This window comes from Zoogloea sp. (assembly GCF_017302315.1).
GTDB lineage: Bacteria > Pseudomonadota > Gammaproteobacteria > Burkholderiales > Rhodocyclaceae > Zoogloea.
Genome location: NZ_JAFLDT010000006.1, coordinates 78,499 through 97,710 on the forward strand (window position 1 = coordinate 78,499; position 19,212 = coordinate 97,710).

General features: G+C 62.5%; 13 protein-coding genes. 12 read left to right on the top strand and 1 reads right to left on the bottom strand.

Going from position 1 to position 19,212, the window contains the following annotated elements:
- The first annotated feature begins 12 nt into the window (after positions 1–12).
- Positions 13–333, top strand: a complete 321-nt coding sequence (gene cyaY / locus J0L98_RS03775) for an iron donor protein CyaY (RefSeq protein WP_296408231.1) — start codon at positions 13–15, stop codon at positions 331–333.
- 66 nt (positions 334–399) lie between these two features.
- Here cyaY and J0L98_RS03780 read toward each other — a convergent pair whose 3' ends face one another.
- Complete coding sequence (locus tag J0L98_RS03780; protein WP_296410174.1) at positions 400–2,694, bottom strand: penicillin-binding protein 1A; 2,295 nt, start codon at positions 2,692–2,694, stop codon at positions 400–402.
- Positions 2,695–2,869: 175 nt separating this feature from the next.
- Here J0L98_RS03780 and J0L98_RS03785 point away from each other — a divergent pair, with 175 nt between their 5' ends.
- The 11 genes from J0L98_RS03785 (at position 2,870) to J0L98_RS03835 (ending at position 19,194) form a co-directional block, all read left to right on the top strand.
- Positions 2,870–3,946 carry a pilus assembly protein PilM gene (locus J0L98_RS03785; RefSeq protein ID WP_296410175.1) on the top strand — a complete coding sequence of 359 codons (1,077 nt, stop codon included), beginning with the start codon at positions 2,870–2,872 and terminating at the stop codon, positions 3,944–3,946.
- The gene (locus J0L98_RS03790; RefSeq protein WP_296410177.1) at positions 3,943–4,545 is read left to right on the top strand and encodes a PilN domain-containing protein; all 603 of its coding nucleotides are present in this window, start codon (positions 3,943–3,945) and stop codon (positions 4,543–4,545) included. The genes J0L98_RS03785 and J0L98_RS03790 overlap by 4 nt, the downstream gene beginning before the upstream one ends.
- Positions 4,545–5,219, top strand: coding sequence for a type 4a pilus biogenesis protein PilO (locus tag J0L98_RS03795; RefSeq protein WP_296410180.1), 675 nt, complete (start codon positions 4,545–4,547; stop codon positions 5,217–5,219). The genes J0L98_RS03790 and J0L98_RS03795 overlap by 1 nt, the downstream gene beginning before the upstream one ends.
- 5 nt (positions 5,220–5,224) lie before the next feature.
- Positions 5,225–5,749 carry a pilus assembly protein PilP gene (locus J0L98_RS03800; RefSeq protein WP_296408238.1) on the top strand — a complete coding sequence of 175 codons (525 nt, stop codon included), beginning with the start codon at positions 5,225–5,227 and terminating at the stop codon, positions 5,747–5,749.
- A gap of 2 nt (positions 5,750–5,751) precedes the next feature.
- The gene (locus J0L98_RS03805; protein WP_296410212.1) at positions 5,752–7,932 is read left to right on the top strand and encodes a type IV pilus secretin PilQ; all 2,181 of its coding nucleotides are present in this window, start codon (positions 5,752–5,754) and stop codon (positions 7,930–7,932) included.
- A gap of 24 nt (positions 7,933–7,956) precedes the next feature.
- Positions 7,957–10,035 (top strand): hypothetical protein, encoded by a 2,079-nt coding sequence (locus J0L98_RS03810; RefSeq protein ID WP_296410182.1) that lies wholly within the window; start codon positions 7,957–7,959, stop codon positions 10,033–10,035.
- Positions 10,036–10,083: 48 nt separating this feature from the next.
- The gene (locus J0L98_RS03815; protein ID WP_296410184.1) at positions 10,084–10,611 is read left to right on the top strand and encodes a shikimate kinase; all 528 of its coding nucleotides are present in this window, start codon (positions 10,084–10,086) and stop codon (positions 10,609–10,611) included.
- On the top strand, positions 10,599–11,681 hold the full coding sequence (gene aroB / locus J0L98_RS03820) for a 3-dehydroquinate synthase (RefSeq protein ID WP_296410185.1): 1,083 nt from the start codon (positions 10,599–10,601) through the stop codon (positions 11,679–11,681). Before J0L98_RS03815 ends, aroB begins: the two co-directional genes overlap by 13 nt.
- 13 nt (positions 11,682–11,694) lie before the next feature.
- The gene (locus J0L98_RS03825) at positions 11,695–12,819 is read left to right on the top strand and encodes a deoxyguanosinetriphosphate triphosphohydrolase (protein ID WP_296410187.1); all 1,125 of its coding nucleotides are present in this window, start codon (positions 11,695–11,697) and stop codon (positions 12,817–12,819) included.
- A gap of 233 nt (positions 12,820–13,052) precedes the next feature.
- Positions 13,053–17,729: a glutamate synthase large subunit gene (gltB, locus tag J0L98_RS03830; protein ID WP_296410188.1), complete on the top strand. Its 4,677-nt coding sequence runs from the start codon at positions 13,053–13,055 to the stop codon at positions 17,727–17,729.
- Position 17,730: 1 nt separating this feature from the next.
- Positions 17,731–19,194 carry a glutamate synthase subunit beta gene (locus J0L98_RS03835; RefSeq protein WP_296410190.1) on the top strand — a complete coding sequence of 488 codons (1,464 nt, stop codon included), beginning with the start codon at positions 17,731–17,733 and terminating at the stop codon, positions 19,192–19,194.
- Positions 19,195–19,212 lie beyond the last annotated feature (18 nt).

The window sequence follows — 19,212 nt, forward strand, 5'->3', positions numbered from 1 at the left end:
AGGGATCAGACGATGGATGAAGCAGACTTCAATGCCTTGGCGGAAGCCGAACTGGACCGCCTGGAGCGCCTTCTGGATGCCTGCACGGCGGAGATCGACTATGAGGTCAAGCCCGGCGGGATCGTCGAGATAGAGTTCGAGAACGGCAGCAAGATCATCGTGAATCGGCACTCGGCAGCCCGGGAGATCTGGCTGGCGGCCAAGTCGGGTGGGTTCCATTTCCGGCCCGCTGAGGGCCGCTGGGTGGGGACCCGCGACGGCGCCGATTTCTACGCCGTGCTGTCCCGTTGCATGTCCGAGCAGGCGGGAGAGGCGATCAGTCTGGCGGGCTGATCGGCCCCCGCGGGATTCTGCGCTTGTGAAGAAATCGGGCAACGCGTCAGATCAATTCAAAGGCACTCAGTGGGCGCTTGCCGCTGGCTGGCTGGGTGCCTCCTCGGTGGGCGTACCTGCGGGTTCGGGCGGAACGACTGGCGGCGCCGCGGGGAGGTTCTCCTGGTAGATCATTTCCTCGCCGGGGCTGCCTGCAGGCTGAATGCGGATCAGGCCCTTGGGTGCTTGCGGATAGGTTTCCGGGATGCCATCGAGGGCCTTGCGCATGTAGTTGATCCACATGGGCAGGGCCGCAGCACCCCCCGTCTCGCCATTGCCGAGCTTGCGCGGCTGGTCGAAGCCGATCCAGGCGACGGCGGCGACGGTGGGTTGATAGCCGCAGAACCATGCGTCCACATATTCGTTGGTGGTGCCGGTCTTGCCGGCCAGGTCGCCACGCTTGAGTACTAACGCTTTCGTTGCCGTGCCCCGGCGCACGACGTCCTTCATGATCGAATCCATGAGGTAGGCGTTGCGTTCATCAATGACCCGCTCGGCGGTTTCGCCGGCGATTGGCGGATCTACGCGGGCGAGCACGTTGCCCGCCTCGTCCCGTATCTCCTTGACCAGGAACGGTTCCACCCGGTAGCCGCCGTTGGCGAAGACGGAATAGCCGCGCAACATCTGCCACGGAGTCACCGAGCCGGCGCCCAGAGCCATGGTCAGGTAAGGGGGGTGGCGCTCCGCATCAAAGCCGAATTTGGTGATGTAGTCCTGGGCGTAGCGGGGGCCGATCGATTTGAGCAGGCGGATCGACACCATGTTCTTGGAGCGGGCCAGGGCCGAGCGGATCGAGATGGGGCCATCATAGCGTCCGTCGTAGTTCTTGGGCTCCCAGGATTGACTGCCGGTCTCTCCAGCCGGGAAGGACAGCGGGGAGTCATCCACCACGCTGTTCGGGCCATAGCCCTTCTCGAAGGCTGCCGAGTAGATGAAGGGCTTGAAGCTCGAGCCGGGTTGCCGCCATGCCTGGGTGGCATGGTTGAATTTGTTGCGGTTGAAGTCGAAGCCGCCGGCCAGCGCCCGCACAGCGCCGGTCCGGGGGTCGGCAGCCACGAGCGCACCCTCCACCTCGGGTAGCTGGGTGATCTCCCAGCGATTCTCACTCCGGCTGATGCGGACGATGGCGCCGGGGCGGATGCGCTTGTTGGGCGGCGCTTTCTCGCCCAGCATGCTGGACGCGAAGCGCAGGCCATCGCCACTGATCCGGATCGACTCCCCGTAGCGATAGACCGTCACCGAACCGCCGCCCGCCTGGGTGACGATGGCGGCCAACATGTCGTCATAATCGGCGGTCTCTGCCAGAATCTCGTCCATGGATTCCGCGTGCTGGGTGTTCAGCCGGCTTGGGTCGGCGTAACTCTCGGCGCCGCGGTAACCGTGGCGCCGGTCATAGTCGAGGATGCCGCGGCGCAATGCCTTGTAGGCGGCTTCCTGCTCTGCCCTGACGATGGTGGTGATGACCTTGATGCCCTTGGTGTAGGCCTCATCGCGGTATTGCTCGTAGGCGATCTGCCTTGCCATTTCGGCAATGTAGTCGGCGCTGCCACCGAGATCCGCCGAGCTGCTGACCACCTTGAGTGGGGTCTCGACGGCCTGGCGGTGCTCAGCTTCGCTGATGAAGCCGAGTTCGGCCATGCGGCGCAGTACATACTGCTGGCGCTGGGCGGCGCGCTTGGGGTTGACCACAGGGTTGTAGGCGGAGGGTGCTTTGGGCAGGCCGGCAAGCATCGCGGCTTCGGGGACGTTCAGATCCCGGATGGATTTGCCGAAATAGGTATGCGAGGCCACAGCGAAGCCGTAGGCGCGTCTTCCCAGGAAAATCTGGTTGATATAGACCTCGAGGATCTGGTCCTTGGTGAGGTTCTGTTCGATCTTGAAGGCCAGGAGGACTTCGTAAAGTTTGCGGGAATAGGTCTTCTCCCGGGTCAGGAAGAAATTGCGTGCCACCTGCATGGTGATCGTCGATGAGCCCTGGCGCTTGCTGCCGGTGGCCAGATTGGCGCCAGCCGCTCTCAGGATGCCTGCAAAGTCGACGCCGGGATGCTGATAGAAGCGGTCATCCTCGGCCGCCAGGATGGCATGCTTGAGGACCGGGGGGACATCCTGGATGCGGATGAAGGCTCGGCGCTCCTCGCCGTATTCGCCGATCAGTTCGCCATCCGCTGTATAAACCCTCAGGGGGATCTTGGGGTGGTAGTCGGTGAGGGCTTCCAGCGATGGCAGGGTGGGCCAGGCGAACGCCACGGCGAGGGCAAGGACCGCAACGCCTATGGCAATCAGGCCGAGGAGGGCAATGAAAGGGTAGAGTACCCAGCGCATGTCGGTGGCAGGAAGCGGATAGAAGTTCCGCATTATACGAGCCGAGGGCGTTTTGACGCCCGTTGCATGAATGGGTGTTTTACCGGCACTTGCTTTACACCCGTCATGGTTGTTGTTAGGATTTGAAGTAGATTGTTGTAATTGCGCCTAACGTAAAGAATTTTCAGGACTTTTTGTGATCGACCTATCCTTTCTCAGCCCTGGGGCGCGCCCCCTGATCGGTGTCGACATATCGTCGTCGTCGGTCAAGATGGTCGAGTTGGCCGCCGTCTCCGGGGGAGGATTCCGGGTCGAGCGCTATGCCATCGAAGCCCTGCCCAGGGACGCCGTGTCCGACGGTAACATCGCCAACCTGGAGGCGGTTTCCGAGGCGATTCGTCGGGGCTGGCGCAGGCTGGGTACCAACACGAAATTCGTTGCCCTGGCGTTGCCCGCATCTGCGGTGATCACCAAGAAGATCATTCTGCCTGCCGGCCTGCGCGATCAGGAGCTGGAGGTTCAGGTTGAGTCCGAGGCAAATCAGTACATTCCCTTTGCCCTTGATGAGGTCAATCTCGACTTCCAGGTGGTGGGGCCCGCAGCATCGGGTGCTGACGAGGACGAGGTACTGATTGCGGCTTCGCGCAAGGAAAAAGTCGAAGACCGGGTGGCCGCGGCGGAGGCCGCCGGTTTGAAGGCCCTGGTGATGGACGTGGAGTCCTACGCCGCCCTATCCGCATTTGAGCTGGTTCAGGCGGATCTGCCCGATGCCGGACAGGACAAGATCATTGCCCTGGTGGATGCGGGGGCCAATGTGATGAACGTATCCGTGCTCCGCAACGGGGTACAGGTGTATGCCCGGGAACAGGCCTTCGGTGGTTTCCTCCTGACCCAGGACATCATGCGCCATTTCGGTATGTCCCTGGAGGAGGCCGAGAGCGGCAAGCGTACCGGTTCGCTCCCCGAGAGCTACGAAGCGGACCTATTGCGGCCCTTCATGGACGCCCTGGCGCTGGAAGTGTCGCGTGCCCTCCAATTCTTCTTCACCTCGACCCAGTTCAATCAGGTGGACCACATCGTTCTCGCCGGTGGCTGTGCGGTCATTCCGGGGCTCGCTGAGACCGTGTCGGGCCGTACCCAGGTCGATACCCACATTGCCAATCCGTTTGCCGGAATGAGCCTTGGCGGCAAGATCCGTCCCAAGAGTCTGTCGGCAGATGCACCTGCCCTCCTCGTGGCTTGCGGCCTCGCTCTGCGGAGGTTTGATTCGTGATTCGCATCAACCTGCTCCCCCACCGGGAGGAAAAACGCAAGGCTCGTCGCCAGCAGTTCGTGCTGCTGGCCGCTGTTTCTGCCCTGGCTGGACTGGTCGTGTGGTTCGTCGGGCACACCATCATCTCCGGCTATGTTGAAGGGCAGGAGGCCAAGAACGCCTTCCTGAAAAACGAGATTGCCGTTCTCGACAAGGAGATCGTCGAGATCAAGGGGCTGCGCGAACAGGCCGAAGCCTTGCTGTCACGCAAGCAGGTCATCGAGTCGCTGCAGACCAACCGGACGGAAACCGTGCAGATCTTCAATGAACTGGCCCGGCAGATGCCCGAAGGCATCTATCTCAAGTCCCTCAAGCAGACGGGCTCGAAAATCAATCTTGTCGGCTTTGCCCAGTCCAATGCGCGGGTATCGAATCTGATGCGTAACCTCGACGCGTCTCCCCACCTGGAGCGGGCTGACCTTGTCGAGGTCAAGGCGGCGGTGCTCAATACCCGCCGGGTCAGTGAGTTCAGCCTCAACGTCAACATCGAGCGCGCCAAGTCTCCGGACGCCGACGTGCTTGGCAGCAAGAGCGCCCTGGGCTCGAAAGGGAAGCCGTAATGGGCCTCAAGGACTCGTTGAACAATCTGCGCACCCTCGATCTGCAGTCTTTACAGCGGGATTTCAGAGGGCTTGATCCCAATGATCCCGGGCAATGGCCTCTGCTGCCGCGGGTGGCGACCCTTTTCGCCCTGTTCTTGGCCATCGTCGTTGGCGGCTGGTGGTTCGACTGGAGTGACCAGTTAACCATGCTGGAGACACGGGAGCGGGAAGAGCAGACTCTCAAGGAAGACTGGTTGAGCAAAAAACGTCAGGCGGTCAACCTGGCCGAGTACCGCCGTCAGCTCAGCGAGATTGACCGGCAGTTTGGTGCCCTCCTGAAGCAACTGCCCAATCGCTCCGAAATAGAGTCCCTGCTCGCCGACATCAACCAGGCAGGCTTGGGGCGGGGGCTTCAGTTCGAGTTGTTCAAACCGGGTGCCGAAGGCTCCAAGGATTTCTACGCCGAGTTGCCCATTGCCGTGCGTGTGACAGGCAGTTACCACGACCTCGGTGAATTTGTCAGCGACGTGGCCCAGATGCCCCGCATCGTGACCCTCAACGACATTGCCATTGAGGCTCAGAAGGAGGGTAACCTGAAATTCGATGCCACAGCCGTGACCTACCGATATCTGGATGATGAGGAAGTCGCCCGGATCCGGAGGGAGAAAGCGAAGGAAAAGGCCGCCAAGTGAGGATCATGCGACTGACTTTGATGCTTCCGCTGGCCGCCGTCCTGCTTCTCTCCGGATGTTCGGACCAGCAGGACGATCTGCGCCACTGGATGGCTGAGGCCTCGAAGGATCTCAAGCCCAATCTCAAACCCCTGCCGCCAATCCAGCAGGCCGTGGAAGTGACCTATGAGGGGGCGACCAGGACAGATCCCTTCCGGGCCGCCAAGCTCGAGCCTGACAAGAAATCGGGGATGTTCATGCCCGATGCCAACCGCCGCAAGGAGCCCCTGGAAGCTTTCCCGCTGGAGTCCTTGAAGATGGTGGGTGTCCTGATCAAGCGCGGCCAGTCCCACGCCATTGTCGCGGCTGACAAGACCCTGCATCAGGTCAGGCTGGGCAATTATCTCGGGCAGAATTATGGGCAGATCACTGCCATATCCGAGTCTGAAATCACTTTGAAAGAGCTCGTTGAGGATGCCGGTGGCGAATGGACCGAACGCATCAGCACGCTGCAACTCCAGGAGCAGGCGCCTCAGGAGGCGAAGAAATGAAAATGAGACGTTGTAGCTTCACGTTGGGCGCATTGGCCTTGGTGGCGGTACTGGGATGGATGGCCCCGGCCACGTCGGCGCTCGCTCAGACTGCTGAGTCCTCTCCGCTTGCCGCGCCCGCCGGCAACCGGATCGAAAAGATGGTTGCCGCCGAGCAGGGGGGCAGCATTGTTCTCAAGCTGACCATGGCGCAGCCACTGAGTGCCGCCCCGGGCAGTTTCAGCGTGGCCAATCCGGCGCGGATTGCCTTTGACTTTCCGGATACCGCAAACGGACTCGGTCGGAATAGTCAGGTTCTCAACACCGGTGACCTGCGTAGCGTGAACATCGTGCAGGTCGGGGATCGAACCCGGCTGGTGCTGAACCTTTCTCGGATCTATCCCTACGAGACACGGCTTGAGGACCGCGACGTCTTCATCACGCTGGCATCCGGACCGTTCAAGGAAGCTACCGGGATGGTCCCCCAATCAACCCAGTTTGCACCGGCGGCTTCCGGCCCGAACGAGAAGCACGCCATCCGTGACGTGAATTTCCGCCGCGGAAAGGATGGCGAGGGGCGTCTGATCGTCGATCTGTCGGATCCCAATGCCGGCATCGATATTCGTCAGCAAGGCACCAGCCTGATTGTTGACTTCCTCAAGACCGACGTCCCCGAGCAGCTTCGCCGCAAGCTCGATGTGGTGGATTTCGGTACCCCCGTATCCTCTGTGGTCACCCAGGCCCAGGGGGGGAACGTGCGCATGACCGTCACGCCCCGTGGTCAGTGGGAGCACAACGCCTACCAGAGCGACAATCAGTTCGTACTTGAAGTGAAGCCGGTCAAGGAAGACCCGAACAAGCTGGTGCAGGGCGCCGGCAAGGCACGTTTTGGTGGAGAGAAGCTGTCTCTCAACTTCCAGAACATTGACGTGCGTTCGGTGCTCCAGGTGATTGCCGATTTCACGAATTTCAACATCATTACCAGCGATTCCGTCCAGGGCAACCTGACCCTGCGCTTGAAAGACGTCCCCTGGGATCAGGCTCTGGACATCATCCTGCAGGCCCGCGGACTCGATCTGCGCAAGAACGGCAACGTCATCTGGATCGCGCCCCGTGACGAGCTTGCGGCACGCGAGAAGCTCGATCTGGAATCCAAGGCGCAGATCGGCGATCTTGAGCCCCTCCGTACGGAGAGTTTTCAGATCAACTACCACAAGGCCAAGAACGTTGCGGAGTTCCTGAAGAGCAAGGACCAAAGCGTGCTTTCAAAGCGCGGCAGCGTGGTGCCCGACGAGCGTTCCAACAAGATCTTCGTCAACGATGTCGCCTCGCGCCTGGAAGAGTTGCGCCGGCTCATTGCCGAGATCGACGTGGAGGTCCGGCAGGTTCTGATCGAAGCGCAAATCGTCGAGGCGACCGATACCTTCACCCGCAACCTCGGGGTGAGGCTTGGCTTCGGCGCCAAGACCGGCGGTCTGCTCGGTAAGACCGATGGTGGTGTCTCCGTCTACCGCAACACGTTCGGATCGGGCTCCCTGACGTCGACGGGTTACCAGGCGGGGCAGATATCCACGGTGCCCAACTTCACCGATTCCCTGGCGGTGAACCTGCCTGCCTCGACCATCAACGGCAAACAGGCGGGCGCGTTCTCACTGGCCCTCTGGAACAGTGCGGCCACCCGCTTCATCGACATGGAAGTCTCTGCCCTCGAGGCCGATGGCCGGGGCAAGGTCGTCTCCCGACCCCGCGTGATGACCGCCGACAAGGTCGAAGCGATCATCGAGCAGGGTACCGAAGTGCCCTTCCAGACCCAGGGTGGTGGAACAACGGCGCCGACCGTGTCTTTCAAGAAGGCCAACCTGGCGCTCAAGGTCAAGCCGCAGATCACCCCGGACGGCAAGGTGATGATGAGCATCGAAGTCAACAAGGACCAGCCGCGCTATGATCGTCCGGTGGCGAACGGCAATGTCCCCATTGATACCAAGCACGTGAAGACTGAAGTCGTGGTGGAAAATGGTGGAACCATCGTGATTGGCGGGATCTACACGCAGGATGTGTCCAACAATACGGTTAAGATTCCGCTCCTGGGTGACATCCCCGTACTCGGTTACCTGTTCCGCAGCAACGAGCGGACCGACAACAAGACCGAACTGCTCATTTTCATTACGCCCCGCATCATCAACGATCAGCTAGGTTTGCGCTGACCACTGGCCTGAATGGATTTTTCAATGCGTGATTTTTTCTCAGCGGCCGTCCGCTCCCGTGCCCGGCTTATTGGCTCCACCCTCATTGCGTTTGCGCTCGTCAGCTGCGGCGGCGGCGGTGGTGGCGGTGATGACTCAACCAGCTGTCCGGGTGGTTTCCTGACCTGTACGGGAACGGACACCGGCAGTGGCACCACGCAGACGCCAACGATCACCATGACCTTGGTGGATGCCGGAACGGGTGTGAGCACCAACAATCTCACTTCGGGCAAGCCGCTGACTGTTCGCGCCTTGCTGGTCTCGGCCAAAGGGGTGCCGCTGGCCAACCGGGTGGTCACCTTCACCACCAATTCGTCTCTTGCCGTGTTTGAACCGACTTCCGGCACGCGCCTCACCGACGCCAATGGCCTGACCTCCATCACCCTGCTGGCGGCAGATCTGGCCTCCAGTGGCGCAGCGGAGGTCACCGCCACCGTCGACGTGGACGGCACCTCGGTAACCCAGAAGATCGCCTACAGTGTCAGCCCCGGCTCTGTGACCCTGTCCAGTCTCAGCGCGAATGCCAGCGCATTGAGCGCTTATGGCAGCACCTCTGTTTCTGTCCAGGTATTCTTCAATGGCGCCTTGACCACGACTCCGCTCACCGTGAGTTTCTCCTCGGGTTGTGACAGCAACGGCAAGGCCAGCATCACCAAGAGCGTTGCGACCGTGAATGGCGTTGCCACGGCCACCTATACCGACAATGGCTGTGCCGGATCTGACATCATCACCGCATCGGTTCAGGGTAGCTCCGCCCAGACCACCATCAACGTCGCTGCGCCCAAGGCATCCAACATCGGCTATGTATCGGCCAACCCCTCCACGATGGCCCTTTCCGGAACGGGGGGCGCCGGGCTTTCTTCCAGCTCGGTCGTCACCTTCAAGGTGGTGGATAGCACAAACAACCCCGTGGCCTCGAAGGCCGTCAGCTTCGATCTTTCCACCCGTGTGGGCGGCATCAAGCTCAACAATCAGGCTTCCGGCACCGTGCAGGCTACCTCCGACGCCGCGGGTCTGGTCAGTGTGACGGTATCTGCCGGGTCGGTGCCCACCCCCGTGTGGGTGATCGCCACCCTGGTGGATGATCCGACGATCGTCACCCAGTCCACCAACCTCACCATCTCCACGGGCCGGCCGACCCAGGATCGTTTCTCCCTGTCCCTCGGCACCTTCAATATCGAGGGCTGGAATCGGGACGGCACGACCACGAACGCGACCGTGCATGCGTTTGATCGACTGGGCAACCCGGTTGCGGATGGCACGGTCATCAACTTCATCAGTGAAGGGGCAGGGATTCAGCCGTCCTGCGTAACGGCCTCCGGCGCTTGCAGCGTAACCATCACCAGTGGTGAGTTCCGTCCGCGCGTTGATAGTGAGCCATCCACCTTTGCCGTCACCGCCGGTCGGGTCACCGTGCTGGCCTACGCCCAGGGTGAAGAGAGCTTCGACGATCTGAACCAGAACAACCTCTACGACTCGGGTGAAGCCTTCCGTGATCTCGGTGATGCCTTTGTGGATAACACCGAAAACCAGACGTGGGGCTCGGGTGAGCGGGAGATCCAGTTCAGCGCATCCAACACCACGGCCTGCCCGGCCTATCCTTCCGATGGTCGTTACGCCAACGCCCCGTACAAAGCCGGAACCTGCAATGGGGTCTGGGGGACTGCCCATGTCCGCCGCACCCAGGTGGTGGTGTTGTCGAGCCACGTTGTCGGTACGGTCACGCCGTCGGTATTCACTTTCCCCACTTCGGTGCCCCAAGTCTGTACGGCTGCCTTCACGTTCCGTATGCCCGACGCCAACAACAACCCGATGCCTGCAGGTGCAGCGCTCACCGCAACGTCCAACGTGACCTACACCAACGATACGGGTGAGACGGTCAAGGCGACGGTGTCCTTCCCGCCCGGGTCCAATACGGTGTCGAACACCAATGCGCCGGGCGGCACCTTCCATACCGTGGTCGTCGAAGGTTCCAAGTGCACATCTCGTTTGACGGGTAGCATTGGCGTCACCGTAACCTCTCCCAGCGGGAGCGTGAGCGGCTTCAATCTTTCGATCAATTGATGGTTGTTCCGGGGTTTCTGGTCGAGCCCCGGTCCATTGGGGCGGGGCATGAATCAGCCGAAATGTATCGTTCTCGTCGGTATGCCCGGCTCTGGCAAGACGACAGTGGGGCGCGAGCTTGCCAAGCGCCTCGGCCTGCGCTTCGTTGACAGCGATCACGAGATTGAACTGCGCACAGGCGTCAAAATCCCGACGATCTTCGAGATCGAAGGGGAGGATGGTTTTCGGAAAAGGGAAACCTGCACCCTCGATGCACTGACCCAGGAGTCCGGGTTGGTGCTCGCCACGGGCGGAGGCGCCGTGATCAGCCCTGTCAACAGGCAGCTGATGTCCGGCCGGGGTGTCGTGGTTTACCTCAACGTGCCTCCCCACATCCTTTGGGAGCGCACCCGTCACGACCGCAGCCGCCCCCTGCTGCAGGTTCCGGACCCGCGGGGCCGGCTGCAGCAGCTTCATGCCGCTCGTGACCCCCTCTACCGGGACGTGGCCCACATCATTGTCGAGGGCGGACGGGGAACACCCCATGCCATGGTCCGGATGATCGAGAAAGAACTGCAGACCCTATGCGAACACTGAATGTCGAGCTGGCGGAGCGCACCTATCCGATCCGGATCGGTGCCGGGCTTGTTTCCGATCCCGCCCTTATCCTGCCTTACCTGAAAGCACGGCGGGTGGCCGTTGTCACCAATGACGTGGTCGGGCCGCTCTATCTGGATCCCTTTGTCGCCGGCTTGCGCGCCCAGGGTCTCCAGATCACCGAAATCGTGCTGCCGGACGGCGAAGCGCACAAGGACTGGCCAACCCTCAACCTCATCTTCGATGCACTCCTGGCTGCGCGTTGCGACCGGAGTACCACCCTGATCGCCCTGGGTGGCGGCGTGGTGGGGGACATGGTGGGGTTTGCCGCGGCGACCTATCAGCGGGGCGTGCCATTCATCCAGGTTCCCACCACGCTGTTGTCCCAGGTGGACTCCTCGGTCGGTGGCAAGACCGCCATCAATCACCCCCTCGGCAAAAACATGATCGGCGCCTTTTACCAGCCTAAGCTGGTCCTGGCCGACACGACGGTTCTCGATACCCTGCCGGATCGCGAGCTCAAGGCAGGGCTTGCTGAGGTCATCAAGTATGGCCTGATCCGGGATCTGCCCTTTCTCGAATGGATCGAAACTCATCTTGACCGCCTGCTGGCGCGGGATCCGGAGGCGCTCGCGGAGGCCGTTGAACGCTCCTGCCGTAACAAGGCCGAGGTCGTTGCCGCCGACGAAACCGAGCAAGGCGAGCGCGCCACGCTCAACCTGGGCCACACCTTCGGTCATGCCATCGAAACCGGTCTTGGTTACGGTCAGTGGCTGCACGGCGAGGCCGTCGCCGCGGGCACCATCATGGCCGCCGATCTCTCCCGGAGGCTCGGCTGGCTCACTGACGATGAGGTGGCGCGGGTCCGGCTCATCCACGAGAGGGCGGGGCTGCCCGTGGTCGGGCCGGCGCTTGGTGCTGATCGCTACCTGGAACTCATGTCCCATGACAAAAAAGTGTCCGACGGCACCCTCCGGCTCGTGCTCCTGAAGGGGGTGGGTCGGGCGGTGATCAGTGCCGAAGCGACTTCGGCCCAGATCCGCGCCAGCATCGAAACGTGCTGCGCTTAGCCTGGGCGGCCCCATGACTCAGCTGGCGTCCTACGCGGTAACCGAAGCAAACAGCCGGGGCCGCCAGCTTGCGGAGCCTCCGCCGACCGCCCGCGGCGAATTTCAGCGCGACCGGGACAGGATCGTCCATTGCACCGCGTTTCGGCGGCTCGAGTACAAGACCCAGGTCTTCGTGAACCATGAGGGCGATCTGTTCCGCACCCGCCTGACCCACAGCATCGAAGTTGCCCAGATCACCCGTTCCATTGCCCGCGCCCTGCACCTCAACGAGGATCTGGCAGAGGCCGTGGCCCTTTCCCATGACCTCGGGCACACCCCTTTCGGCCACGCCGGCCAGGAAGCACTCAACGCCTGCATGAAGGATTTCGGGGGCTTCGAGCACAATCTCCAGTCCCTCCGGACCGTAGACCTCCTCGAGGAAAGCTATGCGGAGTTCAACGGTCTCAACCTCATGCATGAAACCCGGGAAGGGATTCTGAAGCACTGCTCGCCGAAGAATGCCGAATTGCTCGGTGACGTCGGGCGGCGCTTCCTCGAAGGCCGCCAGCCCTCCCTTGAAGCCCAGCTGGCCAATCTGGCCGACGAGATCGCCTACAACAACCACGACGTGGACGATGGCCTGCGCTCCGGCCTGATCTCCCTTGAGCAACTCGAGGCGGTTCCGATCTTCGCCCACAAGCGCCAGCTCGTAGAGGCCACCTACCCGGGAATCGGAGGTCGGCGCTTGATCCATGAGACCATCCGGCGGATGGTGAACATGATGGCGGTCGATCTGATCGAGCAGACCCGCAGCAATATCGCAGCCGCCGGGGTTGTCTCCCTCGATGACGTGCGGGCGGCGCCCCGGCTCGTTTCCTACAGCACCGAGCTCCTGCCCGATTTGCGTGTTCTGAAGACTTTTCTGCGGGAAAACCTCTATCACCACTATCAGGTCCTGCGCATGACCGACAAGGCCCGGCGCATCATTCAGGACCTCTTCGGGGCGTTCATGAACGACCCCCGCCTGCTGCCGCCCCAATACCAGTTGATGGCCCGGGTCGACCAGCCGCGCGCCATTGCCGACTACATTGCCGGAATGACTGATCGCTACGCGATGCGCGAACACCGGCGCCTGTTTGCCGTCGGCGAGATCCATTGAGCCGGTGCCGCCATGCGGCGGCGCAAAAATTCCTTGAAGAACGGGCACCTGCGGCGGTATATTCGACCCTCGCCCAATGTGTTTGAACGGTCTCCTCGCCGGGATCGAGCGTAGCCGGCTGGCCAGCATCCGCCGGCTTTTTCACGGTTCGGACGGGGCGACTTTCCGCAGTTTGAATGTCCGGTGCCGCAGGAATGCAGGCACCGGTGTGTGTTGTGTCGAGGAAAAACAAGATGGATCTTCCCCTGGAGCAGGGTCTTTACGACCCAGCCAACGAACATGACGCCTGTGGTGTCGGCTTCATCGCACATATCAAGGGCAACCGAACTCACGAGATCGTCAATCAAGGTCTCGAGATCCTCAAGAACCTGGATCACCGGGGTGCCGTGGGCGCCGACCCGCTGCAGGGCGATGGTGCCGGTATCCTGATCCAGATTCCGGATACCCTTTTCCGCGAAGAGATGGCCAAGCAGGGCGTGACGCTGCCGCCCGCCGGTGACTACGGTGTCGGCATGGTCTTCCTGCCCAAGGAGCATGCCTCCCGTCTCGCCTGTCAGGACGAGATCGAGCGTGCTGCCCGTGCCGAAGGCCAGGTGGTGCTCGGCTGGCGTGATGTGCCCACCGACCCGGCCATGCCCATGTCGCCCACCGTCAAGGCCAAGGAGCCGGTGATCCGCCAGGTCTTCATTGGTCGTGGCCCCGACGTGATGGTCACCGAGGCCCTCGAGCGCAAGCTCTACGTGATCCGCCGCCGTGCAGCCAACGCCATCGGCAGCCTCAAGCTCAAGCACTCCAAAGAGTTCTACACCCCGTCCATGTCGGCGCGGACCATCAACTACAAGGGTCTGCTGCTTGCCGATCAGGTCGGTCAGTACTACCTCGATCTCCAGGATCCGCGCTGCGTCTCCGCGCTGGCCCTCGTGCATCAGCGCTTCTCCACCAATACCTTCCCCACCTGGCATCTCGCCCATCCGTTCCGCTACATCGCCCACAACGGCGAAATCAACACCGTGCGCGGCAACTACAACTGGATGCGTGCCCGTGAGAAGGGTACCCACTCCCCGCTGCTCGGCGAAGATCTGCAGAAGCTGTGGCCCTTGATCTACCCGGGTCAGTCCGATTCGGCGTCCTTCGACAACGCCCTCGAGCTGCTGGTGATGAGCGGCTACTCCCTGGCCCACGCCATGATGATGATGATTCCCGAAGCCTGGGAATCCCACACCCTCATGGATCAGAAGCGCCGCGCCTTCTACGAATACCATGCCGCCATGATGGAGCCGTGGGACGGCCCCGCGGCCGTCGCCTTCACCGACGGCCGCCAGATCGGTGCCACCCTCGACCGCAACGGCCTGCGCCCCGCCCGCTACTTCGTCACCGACGACGACTACGTGGTCATGGCCTCCGAGTCCGGCGTGCTGCCCATTCCCGACGAGAAGATCGTCAAGAAGTGGCGCCTGCAACCCGGCAAGATGTTCCTGATCGACATGGAGCAGGGTCGCATCATCGACGACAAGGAAATCAAGGATTCCCTCGCCGCCGCCAAGCCCTACCAGGAGTGGATCAGCCGCATCAATATCCGCCTCGACACCTGTGCCGAGCCCGAGAGCGTTGCGGCCCCCGAATGCGCAGCGTCGCTGCTGGATCGTCAGCAAGCCTTCGGTTACACCCAGGAAGACATCAAGTTCATCCTTGAGCCGATGGCCAAGAGTGGTGAAGAGTCCACCGGCTCCATGGGCAACGACAGCCCGCTGGCCGTGCTGTCCGCCAAGTCCAAGCCGATCTACAACTACTTCCGCCAGCTTTTCGCCCAGGTGACCAATCCGCCGATCGACCCGATCCGCGAACAACTGGTCATGTCGCTGGTGTCCTTCGTCGGCCCGCGTCCCAACCTGCTCGGCATCAACGAGATCAACCCCCCGTACCGTCTTGAAGTTCCCCAGCCGGTGCTGACCTTCGCCGACATGGCGAAGCTGCGGGAGATCGCCCGTTACACCGAAAACAAGTTCCGTTCGGCCGAACTGGACATCTGCTACCCGCTGGCCTGGGGCAAGGAAGGTGTCGAAGCCCGCCTCGCCTCCCTCTGCGCCGAAGCCGAGAACGCGGTGCTCAATGGCTCCAACATCCTGATCGTGTCCGACCGCAAGGTGGATGCGCTCCATGTGGCCATCCCGGCGCTGCTCGCCACCTCCGCAGTTCACCAGCACCTCGTCGGCAAGGGTCTGCGCACCCGCACCGGCCTGGTCGTGGAAACCGGCTCCGCCCGGGAAACCCACCACTTCGCCGTGCTGGCCGGCTACGGCGCCGAAGCCGTCCACCCCTATCTGGCCCTCGAAACCCTGGCCCAGATCGCCGGTGGCGATGCTGAAACCGCCGAGAAGTACACCAAGCACTTCATCAAGGGCGTCGGCAAGGGCCTCATGAAGGTCATGTCCAAGATGGGCATCTCCACCTTCATGTCCTACACCGGCGCACAGATCTTCGAGGCCATCGGCCTGCAGAAGGGTCTGGTCGAGAAGTACTTCACCGGCACCTCCTCGCAGGTTGAGGGCATCAGTGTGTTCGAGGTCATGGAAGAGGCCATCCGTCTCCACCAGCAGGCCTTCAGTGCCGACCCGGTGCTGGCCAGCATGCTCGACGCCGGTGGCGAGTACGCCTACCGCATCCGTGGCGACGAGCACATGTGGACGCCGGACGCCATTGCCAAGCTTCAGCACTCCACCCGCTCCGGCAAGTTCGACACCTACAAGGAATACGCCAAGATCATCAATGATCAGAGCAAGCGCCACATGACCCTGCGCGGCCTGTTCGAACTCAAGCCCGCCGGTGCTCCGGTGGCGCTCGAAGAGGTCGAACCCGCCAAGGAGATCGTCAAGCGCTTTGCCACTGGCGCCATGTCCCTGGGCTCCATCTCCACCGAAGCCCACACCACGCTGGCCATCGCCATGAACCGCATCGGCGGCAAGTCGAATACCGGTGAAGGTGGTGAGGATCCCAAGCGCTTCATCCCCATCTCCGAGCCGACCAAGCTGTCCGAGATCATCGGTGCCGGCCGTATCGAGCGTGACCTGCAACTGCAGGCCGGCGACAGCCTGCGCTCGTCGATCAAGCAGGTGGCGTCCGGCCGTTTCGGTGTCACCACCGAGTACCTGGTCAACGCCGACCAGATCCAGATCAAGATGGCCCAGGGCGCCAAGCCCGGTGAAGGCGGTCAGCTGCCCGGCCACAAGGTCTCCGAGTACATCGGTTTCCTGCGTCACTCGGTGCCCGGCGTTGGCCTGATTTCGCCCCCGCCGCACCACGACATCTACTCCATCGAAGATCTGGCGCAGCTGATCCACGATCTGAAGAACACCAACCCGGCGGCGGACATCTCCGTCAAGCTGGTGTCCGAAGTCGGTGTGGGTACCGTGGCGGCCGGTGTGGCCAAGGCCAAGGCCGACCACGTGGTGATCGCCGGTCACGACGGTGGCACCGGTGCCTCGCCCTGGTCCTCCATCAAGCACGCCGGTTCGCCGTGGGAGCTCGGCCTGGCCGAAACCCAGCAGACCCTGGTCCTCAACCGTCTGCGCAGCCGTATCCGTGTTCAGGTGGATGGTCAGATCAAGACCGGTCGCGACGTGGTCATCGGTGCCCTGCTGGGTGCGGATGAATTCGGCTTCGCCACCGCGCCGCTGGTGGTCGAAGGCTGCATCATGATGCGCAAGTGCCACCTCAACACCTGTCCGGTGGGCGTGGCCACGCAGGATCCGACCCTGCGCAAGCGCTTCTCCGGTCAGCCCGAGCACGTGGTCAACTTCTTCTTCTTCATCGCCGAAGAAGTCCGCGAGCTGATGGCCCAACTGGGCGTGCGCAAGTTCGACGACCTGATCGGCCGTGCCGACCTCCTCGACATGCGTGCCGGCATCGAGCACTGGAAGGCCCGCGGCCTGGACTACAGCCGCATCTTCCACATGCCCAACGTGCCTGCCGACGTGCCGCGCATCCACACCGAAACCCAGGACCACAACCTGGCCAAGGCGCTGGACAACAAGCTCATCGAGCTGGCCAAGCCGGCCCTCGAGAACGGCGAAAAGGTCTCCTTCGAGATCCCCGTGCGCAACATCAACCGCACCGTCGGCGCCATGCTGTCCGGGCGTTTTGCGGCCAAGTACGGTCACGCCGGCCTGCCCGACGACACCGTCCATATCCGCCTCAACGGTACGGCTGGCCAGAGCTTCGGCGCCTTCCTGTCCCGCGGCCTGACCCTCGAACTGGTGGGTGAAGGCAACGACTACGTGGGCAAGGGCCTGTCCGGTGGCCGCATCATCGTGCGTCCGGCGGCGGGTTTCCGTGGCGATACGCCGAGCAACATCATCATCGGCAACACCGTGCTTTACGGTGCCACCGAAGGTGAAGCTTACTTCGCGGGTGTCGGCGGCGAGCGTTTCGCCGTGCGCAACTCCGGCGCCACCACGGTTGTTGAAGGCGTGGGCGACCATGGTTGCGAATACATGACCGGCGGCACTGTGGTGGTGCTCGGCATGACCGGCCGCAACTTCGCTGCGGGCATGTCCGGTGGTGTGGCCTACGTGTTCGATGAAGAAGGCACTTTCGAGTCCCGCTGCAACATGGCCCAGGTGGCCCTGGAGCCGGTCGAGGAAGAAATCGAAGCCCGCAAGGGTTCCGAGTCCGGCGATGATCTCGAGTCCCACGGTCGCGTCGATGTGCGTCACCTGGGCATGGCCGATGAAGCCCTGCTCAAGATGCTGGTCGAGCGCCACGCCACCTACACCGGCAGCGAACGCGCCAAGTCCATCCTCGCCGACTGGCCCACCTACCGGGCCAAGTTCGTCAAGGTGATGCCGCACGAATACCGTCGCGCGCTGGCCGAGATGGCCGCGCAACAACAGAAAGAACTGGAGGCCGCGTAACATGGGCAAGCCAACTGGGTTTCTCGAGTACCAGCGTCTTTCCGAGGCCTACGCCCCGGTCGAGCAGCGTCTCAAGCACTACAAGGAGTTCGTCGATCACCTGAGCGACGACGAGGCCGCCAAGCAGGGCGCCCGCTGCATGGACTGCGGCGTGCCCTTCTGCAACAGTGGCTGTCCGGTGAACAACATCATTCCCGACTGGAATGACCTGGTGTTCCGGGGCAACTGGCAGGAAGCCATCGCGGTCCTGCACTCCACCAACAACTTCCCGGATTTCACCGGCCGGATCTGCCCCGCCCCGTGCGAGGCCGCCTGCACGCTGAACATCAACACCGACGCGGTGGGCATCAAGTCCATCGAGCACGCCATCATCGACAAGGCCTGGGAGAACGGCTGGGTGGTGCCGCAGCCGCCCACCTCCAAGACCGGCAAGAAGGTCGCCGTCGTCGGCTCCGGCCCGGCCGGCCTGGCCGCGGCCCAGCAGCTGGCCCGCGTCGGCCACGATGTCACCGTCTTCGAGAAGAGCTCCCGCATCGGCGGCCTGCTGCGTTACGGCATCCCGGACTTCAAGATGGAGAAGTCCCACATCGACCGTCGTGTCACGCAGATGGAAGCCGAAGGCGTCACCTTCCGCACCAAGGTCTGTGTCGGCGCCAAGCCGGGCGTCACCGGCATCAACGATGACGCCGTCGAAGTGGTCAGCGCCGATCAGCTCAAGTCCGAGTTCGATGCAGTGATCCTGGCTGCCGGTTCCGAAGTGCCCCGCGACCTGCCCGTTCCTGGCCGCGAGCTGGCCGGCATCCATTTCGCCCTCGAGCTGCTGGTGCCCCAGAACAAGGAAGTGGCCGGCGACGACAAGAACCCCATCTCCGCCACAGGCAAGCACGTCATCGTGATTGGTGGCGGCGATACCGGTTCCGACTGCGTGGGCACCTCCAACCGTCACGGTGCAGCATCCGTGACCCAGTTTGAAGTGATGCCCGAACCGCCGAAGGAAGAGAACCGCCCCCTGACCTGGCCCTACTGGCCGATCAAGCTGCGCACTTCCTCCTCCCACGAAGAGGGCTGCCAGCGCGAGTTTGCCGTGTCCACCAAGGAATTCATCGGTGAAAACGGCAAGGTCAAGGCCCTGCGCACGGTCGAGCTCGAATGGAAGGACGGCAAGCCTTCTGAAGTTCCGGGCTCCGAGCGCGAGCTGCCGGCCGATCTGGTGCTGTTTGCCATGGGCTTCACCAACCCGGTGGCTTCGCTGCTGGAAGCCTTTGGTGTCGACAAGGATGCCCGTGGCAATGCCAAGGCCACTACCGACGGCGAAGGCTGCTACGCCACCAACGTGGCCAAGGTCTTTGCCGCAGGTGACGTGCGCCGTGGTCAGTCCCTGGTAGTGTGGGCCATTCGCGAAGGCCGCCAGGCCGCCCGCGAGGTGGACACCTTCCTGATGGGCAGCAGCGTCCTGCCGCGCTGAGGCAAGCACTGCTCCACG